Raw genomic sequence first — 23,764 nt, 5'->3', positions numbered from 1 at the left:
GGTTGTTCAGCGATGGAGCCTTCCTCTATGATGCCATACTTCGGGCAAAAACTTAAGGGCTCCTCTGTGATAATTTGGGACTGGCCGGAATACATTTACCCTAGGTGGAAAAGCCTTCACGCCGATACTGCATAATAAACGGAAGGGGAATAAGGAGGATGGAACAAAAATTCTGGCACCAGTGGAGCAGTGAAGCGCTTCTGGAACGCTTCGGCGTCACGCGTGAACAGGGCCTGACCGATGAAGAAGCGCTGAAGAGACGCGAGGAGTCCGGCTGGAACGAACTGCAGGAGGGAGAACGTATCTCCCCGATCCTGCTGTTTCTGAACCAGTTTAAGGATTTTATGATGCTGGTGCTGATGGGCGCCACGCTGATTTCTGGTTTTCTCGGCGAATATCTGGATGCCATCACGATCATCGCCATCGTTATTCTGAACGGGGTGCTTGGATTCATCCAGGAATTCCGCGCGGAACGTTCCCTACGGGCGCTGAAAGAGCTGTCCGCGCCCCATGCTAACGTACTACGCCATGGTGTTGTCAAGAACATACCGGCTAGAGAGCTTGTTCCGGGAGATATCGTTCTGCTGGAAAGCGGGGACCGGATTCCTGCGGATATCCGTTGGTTAGCCACAAATAGCCTGGACGTGGAAGAATCCGCATTGACCGGCGAATCCCATCCGGTGGGTAAACATGCGGGAGTGCTTAGCGAAAGCGATGTTCCGCTGGGTGACCAGAAGAATATCGGCTTCATGGGCACGATGATCACGCGCGGTACGGGTCGAGGAGTCGTCATTCGCACGGGTATGGACACCGAGATGGGGAAAATCGCTGATTTGATCCAAAATACCGAGGTCCAAGAAACCCCGCTGCAGCGGCGTCTGGAACAGCTTGGCAAAATTCTGATTTACATGGCGCTTGGCTTGACCGTTGTTGTGGTGCTGCTGGGGATTCTGCAAGGACAGCCGGCAAACAGCATGTTCTTTGCCGGGGTCAGTCTGGCCGTTGCGGCTATTCCGGAAGGTTTGCCGGCCATCGTGACGATCGCATTGGCGTTGGGCGTGCAGCGTATGATCAAGCGCAAGGCGATCGTCCGCAAGCTGCCGTCGGTGGAGACCCTGGGCTGCGCCTCGGTCATCTGTTCGGATAAGACCGGCACGCTGACCCAGAACAAAATGACCGTTACCCGGGTGTGGTTGGAAGGACGGTCGCTGGAAGTGACGGGCGAAGGGTACGAGCCTGTAGGGAACATTCTGGATCAAGGCATGCCCGTCGATTTGCGCAAGGACCAAAGCCTGCGCCGGCTGCTGCAAATCAGCGCCTTGTGCAGCAACGCGGTCATCTATGAGGACGACCCGGAGAAGCGTGGCCGCCGCAAGACGAAGGAAGAGGCTGCCCAAGTCGGCCCGCTCTGGAAGCTAAAGGGCGACCCCACTGAGGGAGCATTGGTCACGCTAGCTTCCAAAATGGGCTTATCGCCCGTAACCTTAAGCGGGATGTATGCCCGCGATCAGGAGTTTCCTTTCGATTCTAAGCGCAAGCGGATGTCCGTGATCGTCTCCCATCAAGGTGGCAAAATGGCGCTGGTCAAAGGCGCGCCGGACATGCTGCTGGAGCGATGTTCCTATATTTTGTGGGAAGGCAAAGTCGTCCCCTTCACAGGCACGTTCCGGCAGAAAGTGCAAGCGGCCAATGAACAAATGGCTCGCAGCGCACTGCGCGTGCTTGGGATGGCTTACCGCGACTTAAAACCAGCGGAAGGGTCGGATCACGAGGATCATGTGGAATCGCAGCTGATCTTCGTCGGCCTGACCGGGATGATCGATCCGCCGCGCCGCGAAGCACGGGATGCCATCACGGTCTGCCGCCGGGCCGGCATCAAGACGGTGATGATCACTGGCGACCACGGATTAACGGCGGAGGCGATCGCAGCGGATCTCGGCATTTTGCCGCGAGGTGGTACCTCGATGTCGGGCCAACAGCTGGAGATGCTTAGTGACGAAGAACTGGAGAAGCAAGTCGAGAACATTTACGTGTACTCCCGGGTATCCCCGGAGCATAAGCTGCGGATCGTTAAGGCGCTGCAGCGGAATGGGCATGTCGTGGCGATGACGGGCGACGGCGTGAACGACGCGCCGGCGATCAAGGCGGCCGATATCGGCATCGCCATGGGCATAACGGGCACGGACGTGTCGAAGGAAGCGTCCTCGCTGATCCTAAGCGACGATAACTTCACATCCATCGTGGCTGCGATTGAAGAAGGCCGCAGTATTTACGAGAACATCCGTAAATTCATTCGTTATTTGCTGGCTTCCAATGTCGGTGAGATTTTAACGATGTTCTTCGCCATGCTGGCCGGCTTGCCGCTGCCGCTCTTGCCGATCCAGATTTTGTGGGTCAACCTCGTGACCGACGGTTTGCCAGCGATGGCGTTGGGTGTCGACCAGCCAGAGAAGGATCTGATGGAGCACAAACCGCGCGGCGCAAACGAGAATATCTTTGCACGGCGTTTGGGCTGGAAGATCATCAGCCGAGGGGTGCTCATCGGCCTTTGCACGCTAGGTGCCTTCTGGCTGACACTTCGGGTCGCGCCAAGCGATCCGGCGCAGTTGATCAAAGCGCAATCGGTCGCTTTCGCCACCCTGGTCATGGCACAGCTGATCCATGTGTTCGATTGCCGCAGCTCGCGTTCGATTTTCCACCGCAACATTTTGCAAAATAAATATCTGGTAGCCGCCGTTCTGTCGTCGATCGCGCTGTTGCTAGGAGTCATGTACATCGAACCGCTGCAACCGATCTTCAAAACGGTACCGCTTGGCATGCGGGAGTGGGCGATCACATTGGTAGCCGCAGGCATTCCGACCTTCCTGATGGGTGCGGGCAGCGTTTGGTCCAGCAAACGAAACCGGCGTAGCAGCGGGCCTCGCCCGTTCGTCACCGCGAAAAGTACAAATATTCGTGCATAAAATCAATACCTTTTGCCCCGGGCAAAAGATAGACTAACCCTATCATTTAACGATGCAGGAGTGGGTTAGCATGGAATTTACGAAAATGCACGGACTAGGCAATGATTTCTTAGTATTTTACGGTGAACAACAACTGCCGGACAACGTATCTGAGCTGGCAATTCAATGGTGTGACCGATATTTTGGGGTTGGCGGGGACGGATTGGTGTTCATACTCCCGTCGGAGAAAGCGGATTTTCGAATGCGCATCATCAATTCGGACGGCACGGAAGCCGAGCAATGCGGGAACGCGATCCGCTGCGTGTCCAAATACCTATACGACCATCGTTTAGTGGATAAGACGGACGTAACGATCGAAACGTTAGGTGCAGGCGTTCAGCAGGTGACCTTGCAGGTTGAAGACGGAGCCGTTAAGACGGTCCGGGTAGATATGGGTCAGCCGATCTTGGACGGTCTGGCCGTGCCGACGACGTTGGATCAACAACCGGTGCTAAGTCAGCCGATCGAGACGAGCGGCCGGGAATTTACTTTTACGGCGGTTTCTATGGGCAATCCGCACTGCGTCATTTACGTCAACGATGCGCCAAACTTTGATTTGGCAACATGGGGCCCGAAGCTGGAGGTGCACCCGTTCTTCCCGCGTAAGATCAACGTCGAATTCGCCACCGTGACGAACCGTCAGCGGGTCGAGATGCGCGTTTGGGAGCGCGGTGCGGGCCCAACGCTGGCTTGCGGCACAGGCGCATGCGCCACGTTGGTTTCCTCGGTGTTGAACGGATTAACGGATCGAGCCGCCTGGATCGGACTTAAGGGCGGCGACCTGTTCATCGAATGGAGTGAACGCGACAATCACGTATACATGACGGGTCCGGCGGAAGAGGTATATAAAGGTAGCATCGAAATGTAACGTTCCGTTAATTCTTGTTGCAAGTAAGCCGGGCTCTCCTTAGCGGGGGTCCGGCTTTTTTGTGACGAACCTTGCAGGAGATGTGGAAGGATACCTTATCATTCTGAGCGATTTATGCTAAATTAATATGATAATAGTTTGCGCCGGGTTGATCATGAGGCGAATCAGACATCACGGCAGTCAGGGGGCAGAAGCATGAAACCGGATTTGCGTACGACATGGAAACGCGAAATTCTCGTTGGCGACGGAGCCATGGGTACTTACTTGTATCAGCTGGGTTTTCCGGTCGGCATTTCATATGAAGAATTTAATTTGCTGCGCCCGGACGTGATTGGCGACATTCATCGCCGCTATCTCGATGCCGGTGCTCGGCTGTTGGAAACCAATACGTTTTCGGCGAATTACTATAAATTGTCTAAATTCGGGCTGGAGGCCAAGGTAGAAGACATCAATCGGGCCGCGGTACGGATCGCCAAACAGGCGGCGGGAGACCGCGCATACGTTGCGGGTGCGGTCGGTTCCATCCGCGGGGGCAAGCGGGCGAACGTCAATGCCCAAGAGCTCGGGAGTTACTTCGAGCAGCATATTGCCGCCTTGCTGACTGAAGGGGTGGATGCGCTGCTGTTCGAGACGTTTTACGACCTGGAAGAAATGCGGATTGCCTTGGGGAGAGCCCGCAAGCTGACGGACATTCCGGTCATTTGCCAGTTCGCCGTCGATCAAATTGGACGTACGCTGGATGGATTTACGATTCCGGAGGCCTTCGGGGCGCTGGTGCAGGAAGGGGCCGACGTGCTTGGCTTTAATTGCCACTCCGGGCCAAAAGGCATTATGGCTGTAATGGCCGGGGTGGGCGGTCCTCTCGAAGTACCGATGTCCGTCTTCCCGAATGCAGGTTTGGCAGACTACATCGATGGAGAGTATGTATATGGAGCGACGCCGGAATATTTCGGGGAATGTGCCCGCTCCTTCGCGGATTTGGGCGCGAGATTGATCGGCGGCTGCTGCGGGACGACGCCGGAGCATATTGCCGCCATGGCGACCGCGCTTGAGGGATATGCCGTTGCGCCGCTGGCGAACGAGACGAAGCTGCCCGAGCCGCGTTCGTCCGTTGCCGTAACGCTGAAAGAGCGGCCGACTACTGCAACTGCCGGCATCGATGGCGAGGATCGTGATCTTTCGAGCTTGACCGAGCTCGTGAAGCAGCGTCATACCGTCATTGTGGAGCTGGACCCTCCGCGTGACCTGGACATCGGCAAATTCATGGAAGGTGCAGCGGCTTTGAAAGAAGCAGGCGTCGACGCGCTCACGCTAGCGGATAACTCGCTTGCCGTAACGCGGATGAGCAACATGGCGCTGGGGCATCTGGTCCAGTCTCAGCTTGGCTTGAGACCGCTGGTGCATATCGCTTGCCGCGACCGCAATCTCATCGGTACGCAGTCGCACATGATGGGCTTCGATGCGCTTGGGATCGACCACGTCCTGGCCGTGACAGGCGATCCTGCCCGTTTCGGCGATTTGCCGGGAGCCAGCTCGGTGTATGACTTGACGTCGTTCGAGATCATTCGGATGATCAAGCAGTTGAACGACGGGATCTCCTTCTCAGGGAAACCTTTGAAGCAAAAAGCCAAATTCGTCGTTGGCGCAGCGTTTAACCCTAATGTGAAGCATCTGCACAAAGCGGTGGAACGGCTGGAGAAGAAAATCGCCTCCGGTGCCGATTACATCATGACCCAGCCGGTCTACGATCGCGAGCTGATCGTGGCGATCAAGCAGGCGACGGCGCACCTGGACGTGCCGATATTCATCGGCATTATGCCGCTGGCTAGCGGAAAGAACGCCGAATATCTGCACAACGAAGTCCCGGGAATCCAGCTGTCGGATGACGTCCGTAAACGGATGGAAGGACTTCAAGGCGAAGAGGGGCGGGCGATGGGGGTCGAAATCGCCAAAGAATTGCTCGATACGGCGATGGAGCATTTTAACGGAATTTATCTCATGACCCCGTTTATGTTCTACGAAATGAATGTCGCCTTGATGAATTATGTTCGCGAGAAGTCCAAACCGAGCTCGGCCCACTTGTCTCGGTTCACATAATCAATTACAATAGGGTAACGGATGTGATGCCTGTGTCGCACAGTATGACAGGGTACGGTGGGGCCGTCAGATCGTATGGCGGTTACGTCGTCCAATTTGAAATCAAGTCCGTCAACCACCGGTACGCCGAGGTCGTCCTGCGGATGCCGCGGGAATGGACGTGCTATGAAGACGGACTTAGGCGTCTGGTTCAGCGCCATATCAAACGGGGACGTATTGATGTGTACATCAGTAAAGAACGCGATGAATCCGGCACCCTTCCTTATGTGTTGAACCGGCCGGCCGTCGAAGCGTATCTAAAGGCTGCTGATGAGCTCGCCCGACACTATAGCGTTGATGCGAAGCTTAGCGCCAGGGATCTCTTGTCCCTGCCGGACGCTTTGACGGCACCTGCGGAAGTAACACCGGCCGGCAGTGCCGAGTCTGACTGGGAACAGATATTGACCGAAGGCTTGGAGGAAGCGCTGATTGGGCTTCTGGGCATGCGGGAGCGGGAAGGGAAGCATCTGGCCGCGGATTTGGGTCAACGCCTGCTGCGGTTGGAGGCGATTCACGGTGAGTTAGTCCGGTTGGCTCCGGAAGTCGTGAGTGAATACCGGAGCCGTCTGAAAGGGCGGCTTGCCGAATTGCTGGATGGGAATTATGATGAACAGCGATTTGCGATGGAAGTGGCCGTGTTTGCAGACCGGTCCAACATTGACGAAGAGCTGATTCGTCTGAAGAGCCACTTCGAGCAGTGCCGCAGCCTGCTTCAGGCATATGAACCGGTAGGCCGCAAGCTGGATTTTCTTATACAGGAAATGAACCGGGAAACCAATACGATCGGATCTAAAGCCAATCATTTGGCTCTAGTCAACCTGGTCGTCGAGATGAAGGCGGAATTGGAGAAGATCCGCGAACAGGCGGCGAATCTCGAATAAGCCATCCCATCGGCACCAGGTGAGTCAAGCAAATTAGGGGGAACTACCTGAACATGGCAATCAAACTTATTAACATCGGCTTCGGAAATATCGTATCGGCCAACCGGATTATTTCGATCGTCAGCCCTGAGTCCGCGCCGATCAAGCGGATCATTCAGGAGGCGAGGGATCGCCATATGTTGATCGACGCTACATACGGGCGACGGACGCGTGCCGTGATCATCACGGACAGCGATCATGTGATATTGTCGGCGGTGCAGCCGGAAACCGTCGCTCACCGTTTGTCCACCAAAGATGAAGACAACGACGAATAAAATGGAGAGAGATATGTCTAAAGGGTTACTTATCGTATTGTCCGGGCCGTCTGGCGTTGGCAAAGGCACGGTATGCACCGAGCTGCGCAAACGGATGCCGGAGCTGGTTTATTCCGTATCAGCCACCACACGGCAACCCCGGTTGGGGGAAGAAAACGGCATTAACTATTTTTTCAAAAGCCGGGAGCAGTTTTTGGGAATGATCGAAAATGACCAGCTCTTGGAGTATGCGGAATACGTCGGCAATTATTACGGAACTCCCCGCGATTTCGTGGAAGAGACGCTGGCTGGCGGGAAGGATATCATTTTGGAAATCGAGGTTCAAGGGGCGCTCAAGGTTAAGGAGAAATTCCCCGAAGGCGTGTTCGTGTTCCTGCTTCCTCCTTCACTTGATGAGCTGAAAGGCCGTATTCAAGGCCGGGGCACGGAGAATCAGGCCACGATCGATCACCGCATGAGTGTGGCGGCCCACGAGATCGGATTGATGGAGAATTATGATTACGCCGTCGTGAATGACGAGATCGATTTGGCCTGCCAAAGAATACAATCCATTATCATCGCCGAACATTGCAAAATTAGATAGTCGTGCTAAAGTCCAACGTTCATAGGGTGATGAGTCCAAATAAGAAGAGGTGTTTTGAACATGCTGTATCCATCGATTGACAAAATGCTCGGAATAGTCGGAAGCAAGTACTCTTTAGTTGTCGCCGCCTCCCGGCGTGCCAGACAGCTGCGCGAAGGGGAGAAAAGCGAATTGAAGCAGCCAAGATCGCATAAACAAGTGGGCATCGCCCTCGAAGAGATCTATGGCGACTACATCAAGCTGAAACCCCAAATCGGAGAGATCGTCGAGAATACCAAAGACTAGATAACTTATAGACATATACGAAAGGCCTCCGGGCTTCTTTTTACGACAACCGCGAGGTTGTTATTTTTTTCGTTTGGGGAAAGCGAGGGGTAGCGATGTTAACCGGCAAAAAGATTCTATTAGGCGTGACCGGCGGCATTGCCGCGTTCAAAGCGGCGTCCTTATGCAGCAAGCTGGTGAAGGAAGGCGCGGAGGTCCGCGTGATCATGACCGATTCTGCGACCCAATTCATCACAGAGCTGACGATGCAGGCGTTATCGAAAAATTTCGTATACACCGACACCTTTGACGAGAAGCATGCCGAATCGATCGCACACATTCATTTAGCCGATTGGGCGGATCTGGTATTGGTAGCGCCGGCAACGGCGAATATCATCGGAAAAATGGCGGCAGGGATCGCTGACGATATGCTGTCGACCACGCTGCTGGCGACCCAGGCTCCGATCATGCTTGCGCCGGCGATGAATGTGCACATGTATGAGCATCCGGCGGTCACCCGCAATTTAGCGGAGCTGGCGGCGCGAGGCGTCTTGATGATCGAACCCGGGGAAGGTCTGCTGGCGTGCGGATATACCGGGAAAGGGCGAATGGAGGAGCCGGAGTCGATCGTCCAGGTTGTTAACGACTATTATGCCCGGGAAGCCCGTATTTCGCAAAAGCCTTTGAGCGGCAAGAAGGTTGTTATCACCGCAGGCGGTACGGTGGAACGGATCGACCCGGTCCGCTATATCACCAACGATTCCTCGGGAAAAATGGGGTTCGCCATCGCCAAAGCGGCACAGCGCCTCGGTGCGGAGGTCGTGCTGATTGCGGGGCATACCCAGGTGGAGCCGCCGACCGGCATCCCGGTCACCCGTGTACTCTCGGCTCAAGACATGTACGAGGCGGTACGGGCGGAATGGGCGGATACGGATATTCTGGTCAAGGCGGCGGCCGTAGCGGATTATCGGCCGAAGGAAACCGCTGTCCAAAAAATCAAAAAAAGCGATGATTCTCTCGTGCTGGAGCTGGTGAAAAACATCGATATCCTAGAAACACTGGGTAAGCAGAAAACGACGCAGTTCCTGATCGGATTTGCAGCTGAAACGGAGAACGTGGAGCAGCACGCCATGGATAAGCTGAAACGCAAAAACTGCGATCTCCTGGTCGCGAACGACGTTACCGCGCAGGGAGCGGGGTTCGGTTCCGAAACCAACATCGTGAACATCTACGATTTGTCCGGCTTGGTTCTGTCCGTGCCGCAAATGGCCAAGGACGAAGTGGCGCTTCGAATTCTGGAGCTGGCCAGCGAGCGTTTGGCGGGAACGAACCGATGACCTACCGTATGGCCAAAGTAATTGTCGATGTGCCGAGCCGGGAAACCGACCGGCCTTTTGACTATTTAATCCCTGAATCGATGGCCGGCTGGATCGAGGTGGGCAGCCGGGTTGGCGTTCCGTTCGGGCGTCGTACGGTTCAGGGGTTTGTTGTTTCCCTGCACGAACAGCCGGAGATGGACCGGGCACGGATGAAACCGATTCAGGAATTGCTCGACATGACGCCGCCGATGCCGCCGGATCTCGTTGAATTGGCGGAGTGGATGAGCCGTAAGTACGCTTGCAGCCTGATTGCGGCGTTGCAGGCGATGATTCCGGCGGCTTTAAAGGGCAAGGCCGAGCGGTATATCCGCGTGGCGGGCGCCGATGTCACGGTCGAAGAGGGATCGTCGGATAGCATAGACCGCCTATTTGCGTTGCCGCGTCTCGTTACGCCGGAAGAAGAGGAGATTCTGGGCTTTGTCCGGGCCTCCGACTCGGTAACGATGACCCAGTTGGGCGCAAGATACCCGGACGCAGCCAGCTTGATCAAAGATATGCTGGCCCGGGGGGTGCTGACGGAAAGCCAAGCGATTAAGGACAAGGTGCGCAAGAAGACGGTCAAAACCGTGTCTGCCTCAGTTAGCGGCCAAGCAGCACAGGAAGCGTTAGCTTCGTTTGGTCCGCAGGCGCGCCGTCAAAAGGAAGTACTGGAGTTTCTGCTGGAGCTGGGTTTGCCGATGTCGCTGCAGGAAGTATTGTCGACGCTACAGGTAACGGCCGGAACGGTCAAAAAGCTGGCGGAAAAGGGCTTTGCTGTCATTGAGGACGTTGAGGTGTTTCGCGATCCGTACCAAGGTCGGCGCTTTCAACATAGCGAACCGCTGACGCGAACGCCGGAGCAAGAGCGGGTCTACCACCGTCTGGCGGAATCGCTGGACGCGGAGCGGCATGAAGTATTCCTGCTGCATGGCGTCACGGGCAGCGGTAAAACCGAGGTGTATTTGCAGACGATCGAACGCTGCATCGCGTCGGGCCGGCAGGCGATTGTGCTGGTGCCGGAAATTTCGCTAACCCCGCAGATGGTCGAACGGTTTAAGGGGCGTTTCGGCGCGAAGGTAGCGGTGATGCACAGCCGCTTGTCCACCGGCGAACGTTACGACGAATGGCGTAAAATTCGCGAGGGTCGCGTGGAGGTGGCCATCGGCGCACGCTCGGCGATCTTTGCTCCGTTTAACCATCTGGGGTTGATCGTGATGGACGAAGAGCATGAGACCTCCTATAAGCAAGAGGAGACGCCGAAATATCATGCCCGGGACGTGGCGGTGATGCGAGCTCGCCAGCATGGGGCAGCCGTGATTCTGGGTTCGGCCACGCCTTCGCTGGAAAGTTATCATGCGGCGCGTTCGGGAGGCGGCGATTACGGCGAGTTTGCGCCTGTATTGCTGGAAATGAAGCAGCGTCCTTCCGGCAGTCAGTTGCCGGGCGTTCAAATCGTCGACATGCGGGAGGAGCTGAAGGAAGGGAATCGCTCGATGTTTAGCCGCGCGCTACATCAGGGGATTGCAACCCGGCTGGAGCGCGGCGAACAAACCGTGCTGTTGCTTAACAGACGCGGATATTCGACGTTCGTGATGTGTCGGACCTGCGGTTATGTAGCCGGGTGCCCGGATTGCGACATTTCGCTGACTTATCATCAGAAGTCGAACAATCTGCGTTGCCATTACTGCGGTTACGCGGAAGTCGCGCCGTCCGTTTGCCCGGAATGCGGCAGCGAGCATATCCGGTACTTCGGAACCGGGACCCAGCGGGTCGAAGGGGAATTGGCCAAGCTGTTCCCCGGCATCCGCGTCATTCGCATGGACGTAGACACCACCAGCGAAAAAGGGGCTCACGAGAAGCTACTGCAAGCGTTCCGCGAAAAGAAAGGCGATGTGCTGTTAGGAACGCAGATGGTGGCGAAGGGGCTAGATTTCCCCGACGTAACCCTGGTTGGCGTCATCGCCGCGGATACGGCGCTGAACTTTCCGGATTTCCGTTCGGCGGAGAAAACGTTCCAGCTCCTGACGCAGGTCGCCGGCCGAGCAGGGCGGCATCAGCTCCCTGGGGAAGTATTCATTCAATCTTATATGCCGGAGCATTATTCCATCGTTCACGCCAGCGGTCATGACTATTTGTCGTTCGTCCGCGAAGAGTTAAAAACGCGCAAGACGCTCCATTATCCGCCTTACAGCCGGTTAATCCTGGTCACGTTGTCGCATGAGAAGCTGCCGCTGCTGCTGCGGATGGCGGAGAATTTTGCCGGTGACCTGCGAGCTAAAGCTCAGCGCCAAGGGTGGTTTGGTAGCCTGGATCGGTTTGCGCCAGCCGCACTGGACATTCTAGGCCCGGTGGCCTCGCCGATTCCGCGGATCAAGAACCGCTACCGGTTCCAATGCATGGTGAAATACCGCGGCGAGCTCGACGCGGTGGGCCTGGTCCGGGAGACAGCGGCGACGACGCTGGACCAATTGCGCGATGCGATCCTTCAGATCAGCATCGACGTTGATCCCCAAATGCTGATGTAATGGATTGCGCTTGAAATGATCCATTTTTTATCCGTTGACATATATTTGGGTTAGAATAAGGAAAGAGCCATAGAAACTAGCAAAGTGAAGACGGGAAAGGGAGTGTCACCATGGCGATTCGGATTATCGTGAAGGAACCGGACGAAGTGCTGCACGAAGTAGCCAAGGAAGTCAAGAAAATTACACCCAACATTCAGAAACTGTTAACCGATATGGCAGATACGATGTACGACGCAGAGGGCGTCGGTCTGGCTGCACCGCAAATCGGCATCCTCAAACGGTTGATCGTGGTGGATGTCGGGGATGAGCACGGACTGATCGAGCTGGTTAATCCAGAAATCGTGTCCACGGAAGGCGAGCAATTTGGGCCGGAGGGCTGCCTTAGTATTCCAGGTTATCGCGGGGATGTCCGCCGGGCGATGACCGTTACGGTCAAAGGGCTGGACCGCAACGGCAAGGAAGTGACGTATACAGGTTCGGAACTGCTGGCACGGGCTTTTCAACATGAGATTGACCATCTGAACGGTGTGCTGTATACGGATGTGGCGGAAAGAGTATATGAGATTACACCTGAAGGTGAAGAGAAGGAGTGAATACCGCCCGATGAATATCGTTTTTATGGGGACGCCGGCGTTTGCGGTGCCTTCACTCGAAGGGCTGCTGCGCGAAGGTTATAACGTTGTTGGCGTCGTCACGCAGCCGGATCGGCCGCAAGGCCGTAAGAAGGTGCTGACGCCGACGCCGGTGAAGGAAGCCGCTTTGCGCCGTGGGCTTCCCGTGCTGCAACCCACACGGATGCGCGCGCCGGAGGCTGTGGCGGAAATTGCTGCACTTCAGCCAGATTTGATCGTTACCGCGGCGTATGGCCAGATTTTGCCGAAAGGCGTGCTTGAGCTGCCGCAATACGGCTGCTTGAATGTGCACGGATCGCTGCTGCCGAAATACCGCGGCGGGGCGCCGATTCAGCGGGCGATCATTAACGGTGAGAAAGAAACGGGTATCACCTTGATGTACATGGCCGAGGGGCTCGATACCGGCGACATGATCGCTAAAGCCGTTGTGCCAATCGAGGATGAGGATACGTCGGGCACATTGTTCGAGAAGCTGAGCGAAGCCGGAGCGCGGTTACTGCTGGAGCAGCTGCCGCAGATCCTTGCCGGGACGGCGGCACGCATTCCTCAGAACGATGCGGAATCGACCTATGCGCCGAATCTGTCGCGTGAGGACGAGCGCATCGACTGGAGCGCAACCTCGCGGCAAATTTATGATCGCGTACGGGGACTTGTACCTTTCGCCGGCGGATTTACGACCTGGAACGGCGAGGTGTTCAAGGTCTGGGCGGTAGCCAAGCCAGCGGAAGGCGGTGCATCTGCAGGGGCGGAACCGTTGAGGGTTGGACAAGTGCCGGGGACAGTGCTGGCGCTCTCGCCGCAGGGGATTCAAGTTAGAACCGGTGATGGCTCCGTATGGCTGACCCGGGTTCAGCCTGCCGGCAAGAAAGCGATGGAGGCCGGCGAGTTCATACGCGGCGGTGTGATGAGCATCGGGACGGTCCTGTCATGAGCCGCGCCAATCATGGCTCGGGTTTGGGCACAGGCACGGGCACGGGCTCGAGCGGCAAAGGGCCGGGCCAAGGCCGAGGAGCAATGAGACCAGCCGGCGGGGACGGCCGAAAACCAGCGAAGCCAACCGGAACGTCATCCTCCCAGGGGATGGGCCGTGGTTTGATAGCTCCGTCGGCCCGCAGCGTGGCGCTGCAGGTATTGACGGCCGTCGAGCAGGAGGGCGCCTATAGCAATCTGCTGCTGAACGGGGCCCTGCAAAAATCCGGGTTGACCGGACCGGACGCTGGACTCGCAACCGAGATGGTCTACGGCACTATTCAGCGGTTGAATACCATCGATTATTTTCTGGAGCCGTTTGTAACGAAGGGACTGGCGAAACTGGCGCCCTGGGTCCGTAATTTGTTGCGGCTCAGCTTCTACCAGCTGCATTACCTTGACCGGATTCCCCCGCATGCTGCCGTGAACGAAGCGGTGAACCTGGCTAAAAAGAAGGGGCATCAAGGGATCTCTGGCATGGTAAACGGCGTCTTGCGCAGCGTCCTGCGCAGAAAGGAAGAACTGCGTTTCCCAGAGGGAATGGAGCCTGTGCAGCGCATCGCTCTTGAGCATTCCCATCCCGAGTGGATGGTCAATCTCTGGATTCGGCAATATGGCGAGGAGGCGGCCGAAGCGATTTGCCGAGCCAATAACGAGCCACCTTCGGTCAGCGTTCGGGTCAATCGGGCGAGAATAAGCAGGAACGAAATGATACGTCTGATGGAGGAGCAAGGTCTGCAGGCTGCGGCTTCGAAGATCTCGCCTGACGGTATCGTAGTACATAGCGGCGGCAATATGGCGCTGACCTCGTGGTACCGGGAGGGCTTGATTTCCGTACAGGATGAAAGCTCGATGCTGGTGGCCGAAGCGCTGGATCCGCGACCAGGCATGACCGTGCTGGATTGCTGCGCGGCGCCCGGAGGCAAGACATGCCATATCGCCGAGATCATGGAAGGCCGCGGCCGAGTGCTGGCGAACGACATTCATCCGCACAAAGCGAAACTGATTGAGGACCAGGCTAAGCGTTTAGACCTGGAAAATATCGATACGTTGTCGAGCGATGCGATGCAGTTGGCCGAGCGGCTGGATGCGTCTTCCTTTGACCGGATTTTGCTGGATGCTCCTTGCTCCGGGCTTGGCGTCATCCGCCGGAAACCGGATTTGAAGTGGGCAAAGACCCCGGGAGATGTGGCGGAGATCGCCGGCGTTCAGCGGGCGCTCCTAGACTCGGCGAGCGGGCTGTTGAAACCGGGCGGCTTGCTTGTCTATAGCACCTGTACGATCGAGCCGCGAGAAAATGCCGAGATGGTCGCCTCCTTCCTGAACCGCCATCCGGAATTCGAGCTAGCCGTGGATGAACCGGCTGGCTGGAGCGGGCGGCAGCCTTTGGAAGCCGCTGCAGGGCGGGTGGAAGCCGGCCTGCAGATTTTGCCGCAGGACGCCCATTCGGACGGATTTTATATCGCCAGGTTGCGCAAGAAGAGCGAAGGAAACGGATGACAAGATAGGTCAAGCGGCGCCGTAACTGGCGGGCTTGGCCTTTTTGCGTGGACATGTCACGGCTTGCGACTTTAGTCGAAAGGCGATTTATGATAAAATGGGAAGAATGAGTGGACAAATTTTGAAATTAACATGGACAGGTGTGTGAAAATGAAACCTTTTATATATGATTATACGTTGGAAGATTTACAGGAATGGGCCGTCTCGCAGGGAGAATCTGCGTTTCGCGGCGGCCAAATTTTCGATTGGCTGTATGTGAAGCGCGTCAGCTCTTTCGAAGAGATGACGAATCTGTCCAAGCCGCTACGGCAGAAGCTGCACGATGAATTCGCGTTCGTTACCCTGCGGGAAATTACCAAGCTCGAATCGAAGGATGGGACGGTGAAATTCCTGTTCGGGCTGCATGACGATCATGCGATTGAAACGGTTATCATGAAGCACAATTACGGCAACAGTATCTGCGTAACTACCCAGGTCGGTTGTAAAGTGGGCTGTACGTTTTGTGCCTCGACGTTGGGCGGCTTGAAGCGTAACCTGACGCCGGGAGAAATCGTCGCTCAGGTTGTGCAGGCGCAGAAAATCCTGGATACGAGAGGGGAGCGCGTTAGTAGTATCGTTATTATGGGAACGGGCGAACCGTTCGAAAACTATGACGCGACAATGAAATTTTTACGGATTATGATTCATGAAAAGGGCTTGAACATCGGACAACGGCATATTACTGTATCAACGAGCGGGATTGTCCCGAACATTTATCGGTTTGCGGACGAGGACACGCAAATCAATCTGGCGATATCGATTCATGCGCCAAACGATGCGCTCCGCTCCAAGCTGATGCCGGTCAACCGGCGCTTTCCGTTTGACGACGTGATGGAGTCGCTGCGTTATTATATCGCTAAAACCGGCCGCCGCATCACGTTCGAGTACGCGCTCATCGGCGGGGTTAATGACCAGCCGGAGCATGCGGAGGAACTGGCCGGCGTGCTGAAGGATATGTTATGTCACGTCAATTTGATTCCGGTCAACTATGTGCCGGAGCGCAAGTACGTGAGAACGTCGCGCAACGATATTTTTCAATTTCAGCGCATACTGGCGGATAAAGGCATCAATGTGACGATCCGCCGCGAGCAAGGCCATGATATTGCCGCGGCCTGCGGGCAACTGCGGGCGAAGCACATGGAGTCTGGTGCGAGGTGAGCGAATGTGATGAATTGTGTTTATGTGAGTGATGTGGGACGAGTTCGTTCCGTCAATGAGGACAGCACGTGGGTAGGCCGGCTGGAGTCGGGGTATACGCTAGCGATTGTCGCGGACGGGATGGGCGGCCATCAGGCGGGAGACATTGCCAGCCGCATGACGGTTGAGACCATTACCGGGGATCTGGGAGAGCTGCCGGCGGGGTTATCGGCGGAAGCCTGCGGGGAAGAATTAAGGAAAGCGATTCTTCACGCGAACGATGCCGTGTTCCGCAAAGCAACAGAACATGTGGAATACCACAGCATGGGCACCACGGTGGTTGCCGGAATATTTGAGGGCAGCGACGGGGTGATCGCCCATATCGGAGACAGTCGGGCTTACCATTTCCGGCAAGGTCAGTTGGTTCAACTGACCGATGATCACTCGCTCGTCAACGAGCTGTTGAAAAACAAACAGATCAGCGAAGAGGAAGCAACGGTTCATCCACACCGCAACGTGGTAACCCGCGCGCTGGGCACCGATGAGCACGTGGAGGTGGACATGAACCGGGTGTCGCTGGAGCCGGGGGATATTCTGCTGCTATGCAGCGACGGGCTCAGCAATTACGTGACGCCGGAACAAATGATCCTGACGCTCGGAAAGGGCGATCTTGGATTACACGATCGGGCCGATCGTTTGCTCCAGCTGGCGTTGAACGCGGGAGGCGACGACAACATCAGCGTCGCTCTGCTGGAACAACATGAAGATGCCGGGTCAGGCATAAAGGAGTGGAATTCATGATCGGACACGAATTGGGCGGTCGTTATCAAATTATCGAACGGATCGGCGGAGGGGGCATGGCGCTGGTATACAAGGCGCAGGACCTTTTGCTGAACCGCTACGTGGCCATCAAAGTGCTGCGTCAACAATTTGTGAACGACGAGGAATTTATCCGGCGTTTCCGCCGGGAGGCGCAATCTGCCGCTTCCTTGTCGCACCCGAATATCGTCAGCGTGTACGATGTCGGACAAGAAGACGAAGTCCATTACATCGTCATGGAATACGTTGAAGGTCAGAACCTGAACGAAATCATCAAAGAACGCGCCCCGCTGCAGGTCGATGAATCCGTACGGATCGCATCGCAGATCGCTGATGCATTGGATCACGCCCATCAAAACCAAATCATTCATCGCGATATTAAGCCTCATAACATCTTAATTGGGCGAAACGGACGAGTGAAGGTAACCGATTTCGGGATTGCGCGTGCGGTCACATCGGCGACGATTACGCAAACCGGCTCAGTAGTGGGCTCGGTGCATTATTTCTCGCCGGAGCATGCCAAAGGTGTCGCCACCGGAGAGAAGTCCGACCTGTACTCGCTCGGAATTGTGTTGTATCAAATGCTGACAGGCCGGTTGCCGTTCCTTGGCGAAAGCCCGATTAGCGTAGCGTTGAAACATCTGCAGGAGCAATTTGACGAGCCGCGGTTGGTTAACCCGATGATTCCGCAAAGCGTAGAGAACATTATTCTCAAGTCGATGCGTAAAAATCCGGCTGAACGGTATCAATCCGCCAAGGAGATGCTGCGGGATCTGGAAACCTGCCTGCTGCCGGAACGAAAAATGGAATCCAAACTGGCCTTTATTGAAGATCATGACGAAGACAGCACGCGAATCATTCCGGCGATCCGGCCGCAGAATCAAGGTTCTTCGGCAGGTCCTTCCAAGCTATCCCGTGATGGAGGGACGGCAGTAGAGGAGCGAGGCAGTTCCCAAAAGAAGAAGGTTTTGGGAAAGCCGGCGCTCTGGGTCAGCCTGACATTGGTCGTCTTGCTCGCTTTGGCCGGTGTCGCCTGGTATGTCACGAACCTGGTCACCGTCCCTGAAGTCGCGGTGCCAAACGTAATCAACCTGGAAGAGGAAAAGGCCATTCAGACGCTGACTGATAAAGGTATTGCCGTCGGGGACATCACCCGGGAATACAAAGAAGGCGTGAATGAGGGCATCGTCTATGAGCAGAGCAAGCCGGAGGGCACGATGGTGAAGGAAGGTTCGGCCGTCGACCTGAAGGTTAGCACGGAGAAACCGCTGGAGAAAATGCCGGCGTTAACCGGGACTTACGAAGAGGCGCTGAAGCAATTAAAGGATCTTGGTGTTGACGAAGCCCGTGTGACGAGAAAAGAGGAAAACAGCAACGAGATCGAACCGAACATGATCATCAGCCAATCGCCGGACGCCGGTGCGGAGTTTAATCCGGAGTCGGTAGACATCGTGCTGAAGGTCAGCAAAGGACCGGCTGAGGTGAAAATGCCGGATCTCGTGAACAAGACGCAAGCGGAAGCGGAAGCAGCGATTACCGAGCTTGGTTTAAAGCTGGCCGCGGATGGCATAAAGCAAGAGACGAGTTTTGAAGTTGAGGCGGGCAAAGTCACAAAACAGTGGCCGTACGCGCCAAACGATACCGTAGCTCCGGGTTCGGAGGTCACCTTGTTCGTTAGCACCGGGTATCCGCCGGAAGCGATCAACTATACGTTCCAGGTGCCGGCCGTACCAGCCCAAGAAGGTCAAATCAGCAAATACACGATCGTATACGGGGATGCTCGAGGCGAAGGCCGCGAATGGGGCACGCAGAAGGTAGGTAAAGCGCAATACTTGGCGGTAGATCTGGTTCTGGCGCCAAACAAGAACGGTTACGTGACCGTAACGCGTGACGGCGTCATGCTGGATACCTACCCGATCTCGTATATCGATGCCAAGCAAGGAACCGTCCCGGTGCCGCAATTCCCGGATACCGGCGGGACGGATCAGAATACGATGGATATGGATTCAGGTGATAACCCACCCGATACCGGCATGATTTTATCTGGCAAGCTGGCTTCACTCCAGAATGAGTTGGGCATAGTCAAAGGTAAAGGAAAGGCGGGTAAACGAGACAAACATGGCGATTAAGTCAGACCGATACGAAAGAGAGGCTGGCCGATATGCCTGAAGGCTTAATTGTGAAGGCATTAAGCGGTTATTACTACGTGAAGCCGACGACGGCGCAGGCCGGGGCACCGGACGGTTACGTCCAGTGCCGTGGCCGCGGCATTTTTAAGAAGAGAGGCGAGAGTCCACTGGTGGGCGATCGGGTCATCTATTCCCCAACGGAAAACGGGGAAGGGACCGTTGACGAGATTTTGCCGCGGGAAACGGAGCTCGTCCGCCCGCCGGTCGCCAACGCCAAGCTGGCTGTGCTGCTATTTTCTTTGCGGGAGCCGGATCTCAATCTGCAATTGCTGGACAAGTTTCTGGTGCATATCGAGCATGCGGGTCTTAAAACGCTGATCTGCCTCACCAAGGAGGATCTGGTGGAGGAAGACGGACCTGAGGAAACGCCTGAAATCATTAGCCAGGTTAAAGCGTTGTACGAATCGATCGGTTATGACGTCATCGTCACCAGCTCCGTGACCGGGATGGGAACCGAGGAAGTGAAATCGAGCCTGGCTGGGGAGATCAGCGTCTTCTCGGGACAGTCGGGCGTCGGGAAATCCTCGCTTCTTAACGCCATGCTCGGCTTATCGCTAGAGACGAGCGAAATCAGCCTCAGGCTGGGCCGCGGACGTCATACTACGCGTCATGTCGAGCTGATCGAGCTGGAAAACGGCGGTTACGTAGCCGATACACCGGGCTTCAGTCAGCTGGATTTTCTCGAGCTGGGCGTCGAGGAGTTATCCAGCTGCTTCCGGGAATTCACGGATTACGCGGAAGGTTGTAAATTCCGCGGCTGCAGCCATTTGCACGAACCGGGCTGTAAAGTAAGAGAAGCCGCGGACAAAGGCGAAATCGCCGCGACTCGCTATGAGCACTATGTACAGTTCCATGAAGAGATGAAGGAGAAGAAGCGGAGGTATTGACGTCATGAGCAACAACGTATATATAGCGCCATCTATTCTATCGGCCGATTTCGCCAAGCTGGGCGAGGAGGTCGCCGATGTAGAGCGGGGAGGCGCCGACTGGCTGCATGTGGACGTCATGGACGGACACTTCGTTCCGAACCTGACCTTCGGGGCACTGGTGCTGCAGGCCATCGCTCCGCATACCAAGCTGCCGCTGGACGTCCATCTGATGATTGAGAAGCCGGAGGAATACGTTCCGGCCTTCGCTAAAGCGGGCGCACAACTCATTACGGTGCACGCCGAAGCCTGCGTGCATCTGCACCGGGTGCTGCATCTGATCAAGGAGCAGGGGGTTAAAGCAGGGGTCGCGATCAACCCAGCCACGCCGGCTTCGGCTATTCGCGAGGTGCTGGAGGATGTGGACCTTGTCCTTGTCATGACGGTAAACCCCGGTTTCGGCGGGCAAGCGTTCATTCCGGCTACGTTGCGCAAGATTCGTCAGTTGAAGGCCTGGAAGGAAGAACTGGGCTTAAGCGATTTGCGGATCGAAGTGGATGGCGGAATTGCGGCTGCAACGGCGCCGCTGGTCGTGGAAGCGGGGGCGGATGTGTTAGTTGCCGGAAATGCGGTGTTCGGCCAAGCCGACCGACGTGCGGCGATGGCAGAAATCCGCGAGAGCCTGGCCGGATTGGCATAGGCGCTTCAAGATGTGCATACAATGGGTTACATGAGCGAAGGTTCTCATGTAGCCTTTTTTTTGTGGCGGGAATACACGGGTAAATGACATCGAACATAGAATATGGGTGAAGGCATGAGCACGATGGGGAGGGTGAACGATGAAATTTTACACATTCAAGCTGCCTAAGTTTTTGGGAGGTTTCGTTAAGGCGGTACTGAACACGTTTCACAAGAACTAGCGGGCGGGGCCTGAGAACCCGCCCCAAGCAGCGAAAGGGCGCGCCTGGCGGTTCCCGCCATGAAAGGAATGCATCGACCGCGGCTAGAAATGCAGCTGGCGTTAGCCTTTTTGGCGGCTTAAAGCAAAAAGCGTAGTAAAAAAGCACCTCCATAGGAAAAGGTGCTTTTTGTCTATAGTTCGTCCCGAGCCATTACACGCGGGTCACTTTACCGGATTTCAAAGCCCGAGTGCTGACGTATACGCGTTTCGGTTTGCCGTCTACCAAGATCCGGACCTTCTGCACGTTTACGCCCCAAGAGCGCCGATTGCGATTGTTTGCGTGAGATACATGGTTACCGCTGCCTGGCTTCTTGCCAGTCACATAACATTTGCGAGCCATTCATTACACCTCCTGTTCCAGTACACACTGTCTTGAAAATAACAGTTTCTCTTCAAATCACGGTTATTGACAATACTTAAATATAATATCACAGTAAAAAAAGCCCCGTCAACAGATATTGACGTTGGACTCTTTTATTTATTTCTCTCTGTTCTTATAGTACAATATAGTTTAGTCCATAATAATTTCTATGGAAGGAGTGAGGTTGGCGTGGCTGTGAATCTTACGACCGAATATGGACGAATCGATATTTCGGAGGAAGCCATCAAGGTTATCGCCGGATCGGCCGCCATGGAGTGTTATGGACTGGTAGGAATGGCAAGCCGAAAACAGTTGAAGGACGGTATTGCCGAATTGCTGGGGCGAGAGAACTTGGCCCGGGGTGTGGAAGTGAACCTGGATAATCATCGATTAGCTATTCATCTTTATATTATAGTCAGTTATGGCACGAAAATTTCCGAGGTCGCACACAACATACAGCTCAAAGTGAAATACGTATTGAATGAAATCGTTGGACTCGAAGTGGATCAGGTGAATATCGTAGTCCAAGACGTACGCGTATCAAGCTAGGAAGGGGAATTTTCATTGAGTAAGCGTTCTTTAACTGGAACAGATTTCACCGCTATGGTATTGGTCGGTGCGCAGCGGCTCACGGAGCATGCTGAACACGTCAATTCTCTAAACGTATTCCCGGTACCCGATGGGGACACCGGTACGAATATGAATTTGACGATGACCGCTGGCGTAACGGAATTGAAAAACCATGGAGCCGGAGGTTTAGGCAGCAGAGCAGCCACTTTATCCAAGGGCCTCTTGATGGGCGCACGCGGGAACTCTGGCGTCATCTTGTCCCAGCTGTTCCGCGGGTTTAGCCGTTATGCCGCTTCGTTAGAAGAAATGAATACCGTTCAATTTGCCGCTGCTTTGCAAAGCGGGGTGGATACCGCCTACAAAGCGGTCGTCAAACCGGTGGAAGGGACCATTCTGACGGTGGCCAAGGAAGCTGCCAAGCATGCCGTATATTATGCGCGCAGAACAACGGATATCACGGAATTGATGACCGAGGTGCTGGCCAAAGCGAAGGAAGCGCTCGCGGGTACGCCGGAGCTGTTGCCGGTATTGAAACAGGTTGGCGTCGTGGATTCGGGCGGTCAAGGACTTGTTTATATTTATGAAGGATTCTTGCAGTGGTTGACCGGAGGTGCCAGCAGCGAGGCTGCAGCGACTTTAGGACAAGCCCCCGCGGCCATCGCCAAACCGGAACTTCACACGCCAGTCGCTGCACCGATACATGTCCCGGCTTCGGCACAAGCAAAGCTGGAAACCGAGGATATTGAATTCTTGTATGACATGGAATTTTTCATTAATCGAACGATCGGCGAAATTAAGAATGCTGTTTTTGACGAGGATCAGTTCCGGAAAGCGCTTTCAGTCAATGGCGATTCGATTATCGTGATTGCGGACGACGAGATCATTAAGGTCCACGTCCATTCCAAAACACCGGGTGATGTGCTGAATTTGGCGCTTCGTTACGGTGAAATTACTCAAATTCATATTTTGAATATGCGCGAGCAGCACCGTGATCTGTTGATCGCGGGCATGGACGCAGCACCGATGCCGGAGCTGTTTGCCGAAGTCCCGGTAGAACCTTCACGCCTCGTCGATCCAGCGAGTTTGCCTGCCGATGAGCTGGCACCTTATGGATTTATCGCCGTTGCTTCGGGCCAAGGCATTTCGGAAATCTTCACCAGCCTGGGTGTCGATGTCGTTTTGTCCGGTGGGCAAACGATGAACCCGAGCACCGAGGATTTCGTTAAGGCGATCCAATCGATTTCGGCTCAGCACGTGTTTGTGTTGCCGAACAACTCCAATATTATCTTGGCCGCTCAGCAAGCGCGCGATTTGCTTGAAGGGGAACGCAGCGTTACCGTTATCCCTAGCAAGAGTATCCCGCAGGGGATTGCCGCAGCGTTTGCTTTCCAAGAGGAAGAAAGCGTGGAGTCCAATCAGGATAACATGCAGAACGCCGTACAACATGTGAAGACGGGCCAAGTCACGTATGCAGTTCGCGACACCATGTTCGACGATTTGGAAATTACGGCCGGCCACTATATCGGCATCGCCGATTCCAAGATCGTAGCAACCGAAGAAGGCCTGTTGGAAACAAGCCAGGGTTTGCTGGCTAAGATGTTGGCCGGGGGCGACGAAATTGTGACGGTTCTGGCCGGTGAGGAAGCCGATGGAGCAATGACAGACGCATTGGTGGGCTGGATTCATGAGGAGTATCCTGACGTCGAAGTCGAGGTCCATAACGGCGGACAACCGATTTATTATTATTTATTTTCGGTAGAATCCTGATCCCGAGGAGAGGATGAAGATAC

General features: G+C 55.3%; 21 protein-coding genes. 20 read left to right on the top strand and 1 reads right to left on the bottom strand.

Annotation, left to right across the window (positions count from 1 at the left end):
• Nucleotides 1-158: 158 nt before the first annotated feature.
• The 18 genes from MKZ15_RS14880 (at nucleotide 159) to spoVM (ending at nucleotide 21,002) form a co-directional block, all read left to right on the top strand.
• Nucleotides 159-2,963, top strand: a complete 2,805-nt coding sequence (locus tag MKZ15_RS14880; protein ID WP_193418630.1) for a calcium-translocating P-type ATPase, SERCA-type — start codon at nucleotides 159-161, stop codon at nucleotides 2,961-2,963.
• Nucleotides 2,964-3,033: 70 nt separating this feature from the next.
• Nucleotides 3,034-3,870 carry a diaminopimelate epimerase gene (dapF, locus tag MKZ15_RS14875; RefSeq protein WP_213622556.1) on the top strand — a complete coding sequence of 279 codons (837 nt, stop codon included), beginning with the start codon at nucleotides 3,034-3,036 and terminating at the stop codon, nucleotides 3,868-3,870.
• A gap of 195 nt (nucleotides 3,871-4,065) precedes the next feature.
• On the top strand, nucleotides 4,066-5,967 hold the full coding sequence (locus MKZ15_RS14870; protein WP_339816696.1) for a bifunctional homocysteine S-methyltransferase/methylenetetrahydrofolate reductase: 1,902 nt from the start codon (nucleotides 4,066-4,068) through the stop codon (nucleotides 5,965-5,967).
• Between the two features lie 32 nt (nucleotides 5,968-5,999).
• Nucleotides 6,000-6,887: a YicC/YloC family endoribonuclease gene (locus tag MKZ15_RS14865; RefSeq protein ID WP_339816695.1), complete on the top strand. Its 888-nt coding sequence runs from the start codon at nucleotides 6,000-6,002 to the stop codon at nucleotides 6,885-6,887.
• Nucleotides 6,888-6,940: 53 nt separating this feature from the next.
• Nucleotides 6,941-7,201: a DUF370 domain-containing protein gene (locus MKZ15_RS14860; protein ID WP_018751582.1), complete on the top strand. Its 261-nt coding sequence runs from the start codon at nucleotides 6,941-6,943 to the stop codon at nucleotides 7,199-7,201.
• 13 nt (nucleotides 7,202-7,214) lie between these two features.
• Nucleotides 7,215-7,784: a guanylate kinase gene (gene gmk / locus MKZ15_RS14855; RefSeq protein WP_339816693.1), complete on the top strand. Its 570-nt coding sequence runs from the start codon at nucleotides 7,215-7,217 to the stop codon at nucleotides 7,782-7,784.
• Nucleotides 7,785-7,844: 60 nt separating this feature from the next.
• On the top strand, nucleotides 7,845-8,069 hold the full coding sequence (gene rpoZ / locus MKZ15_RS14850; RefSeq protein WP_155605534.1) for a DNA-directed RNA polymerase subunit omega: 225 nt from the start codon (nucleotides 7,845-7,847) through the stop codon (nucleotides 8,067-8,069).
• 95 nt (nucleotides 8,070-8,164) lie between these two features.
• Nucleotides 8,165-9,385, top strand: coding sequence for a bifunctional phosphopantothenoylcysteine decarboxylase/phosphopantothenate--cysteine ligase CoaBC (coaBC, locus tag MKZ15_RS14845; RefSeq protein WP_193418621.1), 1,221 nt, complete (start codon nucleotides 8,165-8,167; stop codon nucleotides 9,383-9,385).
• Nucleotides 9,382-11,931 (top strand): primosomal protein N', encoded by a 2,550-nt coding sequence (gene priA / locus MKZ15_RS14840; protein WP_339816691.1) that lies wholly within the window; start codon nucleotides 9,382-9,384, stop codon nucleotides 11,929-11,931. The genes coaBC and priA overlap by 4 nt, the downstream gene beginning before the upstream one ends.
• Before the next feature lie 110 nt (nucleotides 11,932-12,041).
• Nucleotides 12,042-12,524: a peptide deformylase gene (def, locus tag MKZ15_RS14835; RefSeq protein ID WP_155605531.1), complete on the top strand. Its 483-nt coding sequence runs from the start codon at nucleotides 12,042-12,044 to the stop codon at nucleotides 12,522-12,524.
• 10 nt (nucleotides 12,525-12,534) lie between these two features.
• Entirely contained in the window at nucleotides 12,535-13,494 is a 960-nt protein-coding gene (fmt, locus tag MKZ15_RS14830; protein WP_193418617.1) for a methionyl-tRNA formyltransferase, read from the top strand.
• Between the two features lie 149 nt (nucleotides 13,495-13,643).
• The gene (rsmB, locus tag MKZ15_RS14825) at nucleotides 13,644-15,032 is read left to right on the top strand and encodes a 16S rRNA (cytosine(967)-C(5))-methyltransferase RsmB (protein ID WP_339822435.1); all 1,389 of its coding nucleotides are present in this window, start codon (nucleotides 13,644-13,646) and stop codon (nucleotides 15,030-15,032) included.
• 150 nt (nucleotides 15,033-15,182) lie between these two features.
• Nucleotides 15,183-16,229, top strand: coding sequence for a 23S rRNA (adenine(2503)-C(2))-methyltransferase RlmN (gene rlmN, locus MKZ15_RS14820; RefSeq protein ID WP_155605528.1), 1,047 nt, complete (start codon nucleotides 15,183-15,185; stop codon nucleotides 16,227-16,229).
• Between the two features lie 6 nt (nucleotides 16,230-16,235).
• Nucleotides 16,236-17,009: a Stp1/IreP family PP2C-type Ser/Thr phosphatase gene (locus MKZ15_RS14815; protein WP_193418610.1), complete on the top strand. Its 774-nt coding sequence runs from the start codon at nucleotides 16,236-16,238 to the stop codon at nucleotides 17,007-17,009.
• Nucleotides 17,006-19,156, top strand: coding sequence for a Stk1 family PASTA domain-containing Ser/Thr kinase (gene pknB / locus MKZ15_RS14810; protein ID WP_213622552.1), 2,151 nt, complete (start codon nucleotides 17,006-17,008; stop codon nucleotides 19,154-19,156). The genes MKZ15_RS14815 and pknB overlap by 4 nt, the downstream gene beginning before the upstream one ends.
• A 32-nt stretch (nucleotides 19,157-19,188) precedes the next feature.
• On the top strand, nucleotides 19,189-20,103 hold the full coding sequence (rsgA, locus tag MKZ15_RS14805; protein ID WP_155605525.1) for a ribosome small subunit-dependent GTPase A: 915 nt from the start codon (nucleotides 19,189-19,191) through the stop codon (nucleotides 20,101-20,103).
• Nucleotides 20,104-20,107: 4 nt separating this feature from the next.
• The gene (rpe, locus tag MKZ15_RS14800; protein WP_339816688.1) at nucleotides 20,108-20,782 is read left to right on the top strand and encodes a ribulose-phosphate 3-epimerase; all 675 of its coding nucleotides are present in this window, start codon (nucleotides 20,108-20,110) and stop codon (nucleotides 20,780-20,782) included.
• Between the two features lie 139 nt (nucleotides 20,783-20,921).
• The gene (gene spoVM, locus MKZ15_RS14795) at nucleotides 20,922-21,002 is read left to right on the top strand and encodes a stage V sporulation protein SpoVM (protein WP_036621610.1); all 81 of its coding nucleotides are present in this window, start codon (nucleotides 20,922-20,924) and stop codon (nucleotides 21,000-21,002) included.
• 192 nt (nucleotides 21,003-21,194) lie between these two features.
• Here spoVM and rpmB read toward each other — a convergent pair whose 3' ends face one another.
• Nucleotides 21,195-21,383 (bottom strand): 50S ribosomal protein L28, encoded by a 189-nt coding sequence (gene rpmB / locus MKZ15_RS14790; RefSeq protein ID WP_009225259.1) that lies wholly within the window; start codon nucleotides 21,381-21,383, stop codon nucleotides 21,195-21,197.
• Nucleotides 21,384-21,593: 210 nt separating this feature from the next.
• Between rpmB and MKZ15_RS14785 the strand changes: the two genes are divergently transcribed.
• Nucleotides 21,594-21,953 carry an Asp23/Gls24 family envelope stress response protein gene (locus MKZ15_RS14785; protein ID WP_193418606.1) on the top strand — a complete coding sequence of 120 codons (360 nt, stop codon included), beginning with the start codon at nucleotides 21,594-21,596 and terminating at the stop codon, nucleotides 21,951-21,953.
• Nucleotides 21,954-21,968: 15 nt separating this feature from the next.
• Complete coding sequence (locus MKZ15_RS14780) at nucleotides 21,969-23,741, top strand: DAK2 domain-containing protein (protein ID WP_193418603.1); 1,773 nt, start codon at nucleotides 21,969-21,971, stop codon at nucleotides 23,739-23,741.
• The last annotated feature ends 23 nt before the right edge of the window (nucleotides 23,742-23,764 follow it).

It is taken from the genome of Paenibacillus sp. FSL R7-0216, assembly GCF_037969915.1.
In the GTDB taxonomy this organism is placed as follows: Bacteria; Bacillota; Bacilli; order Paenibacillales; family Paenibacillaceae; genus Fontibacillus; species Fontibacillus rhizolycopersici.
This window is presented reverse-complemented; position numbering and strand designations above follow the sequence as displayed.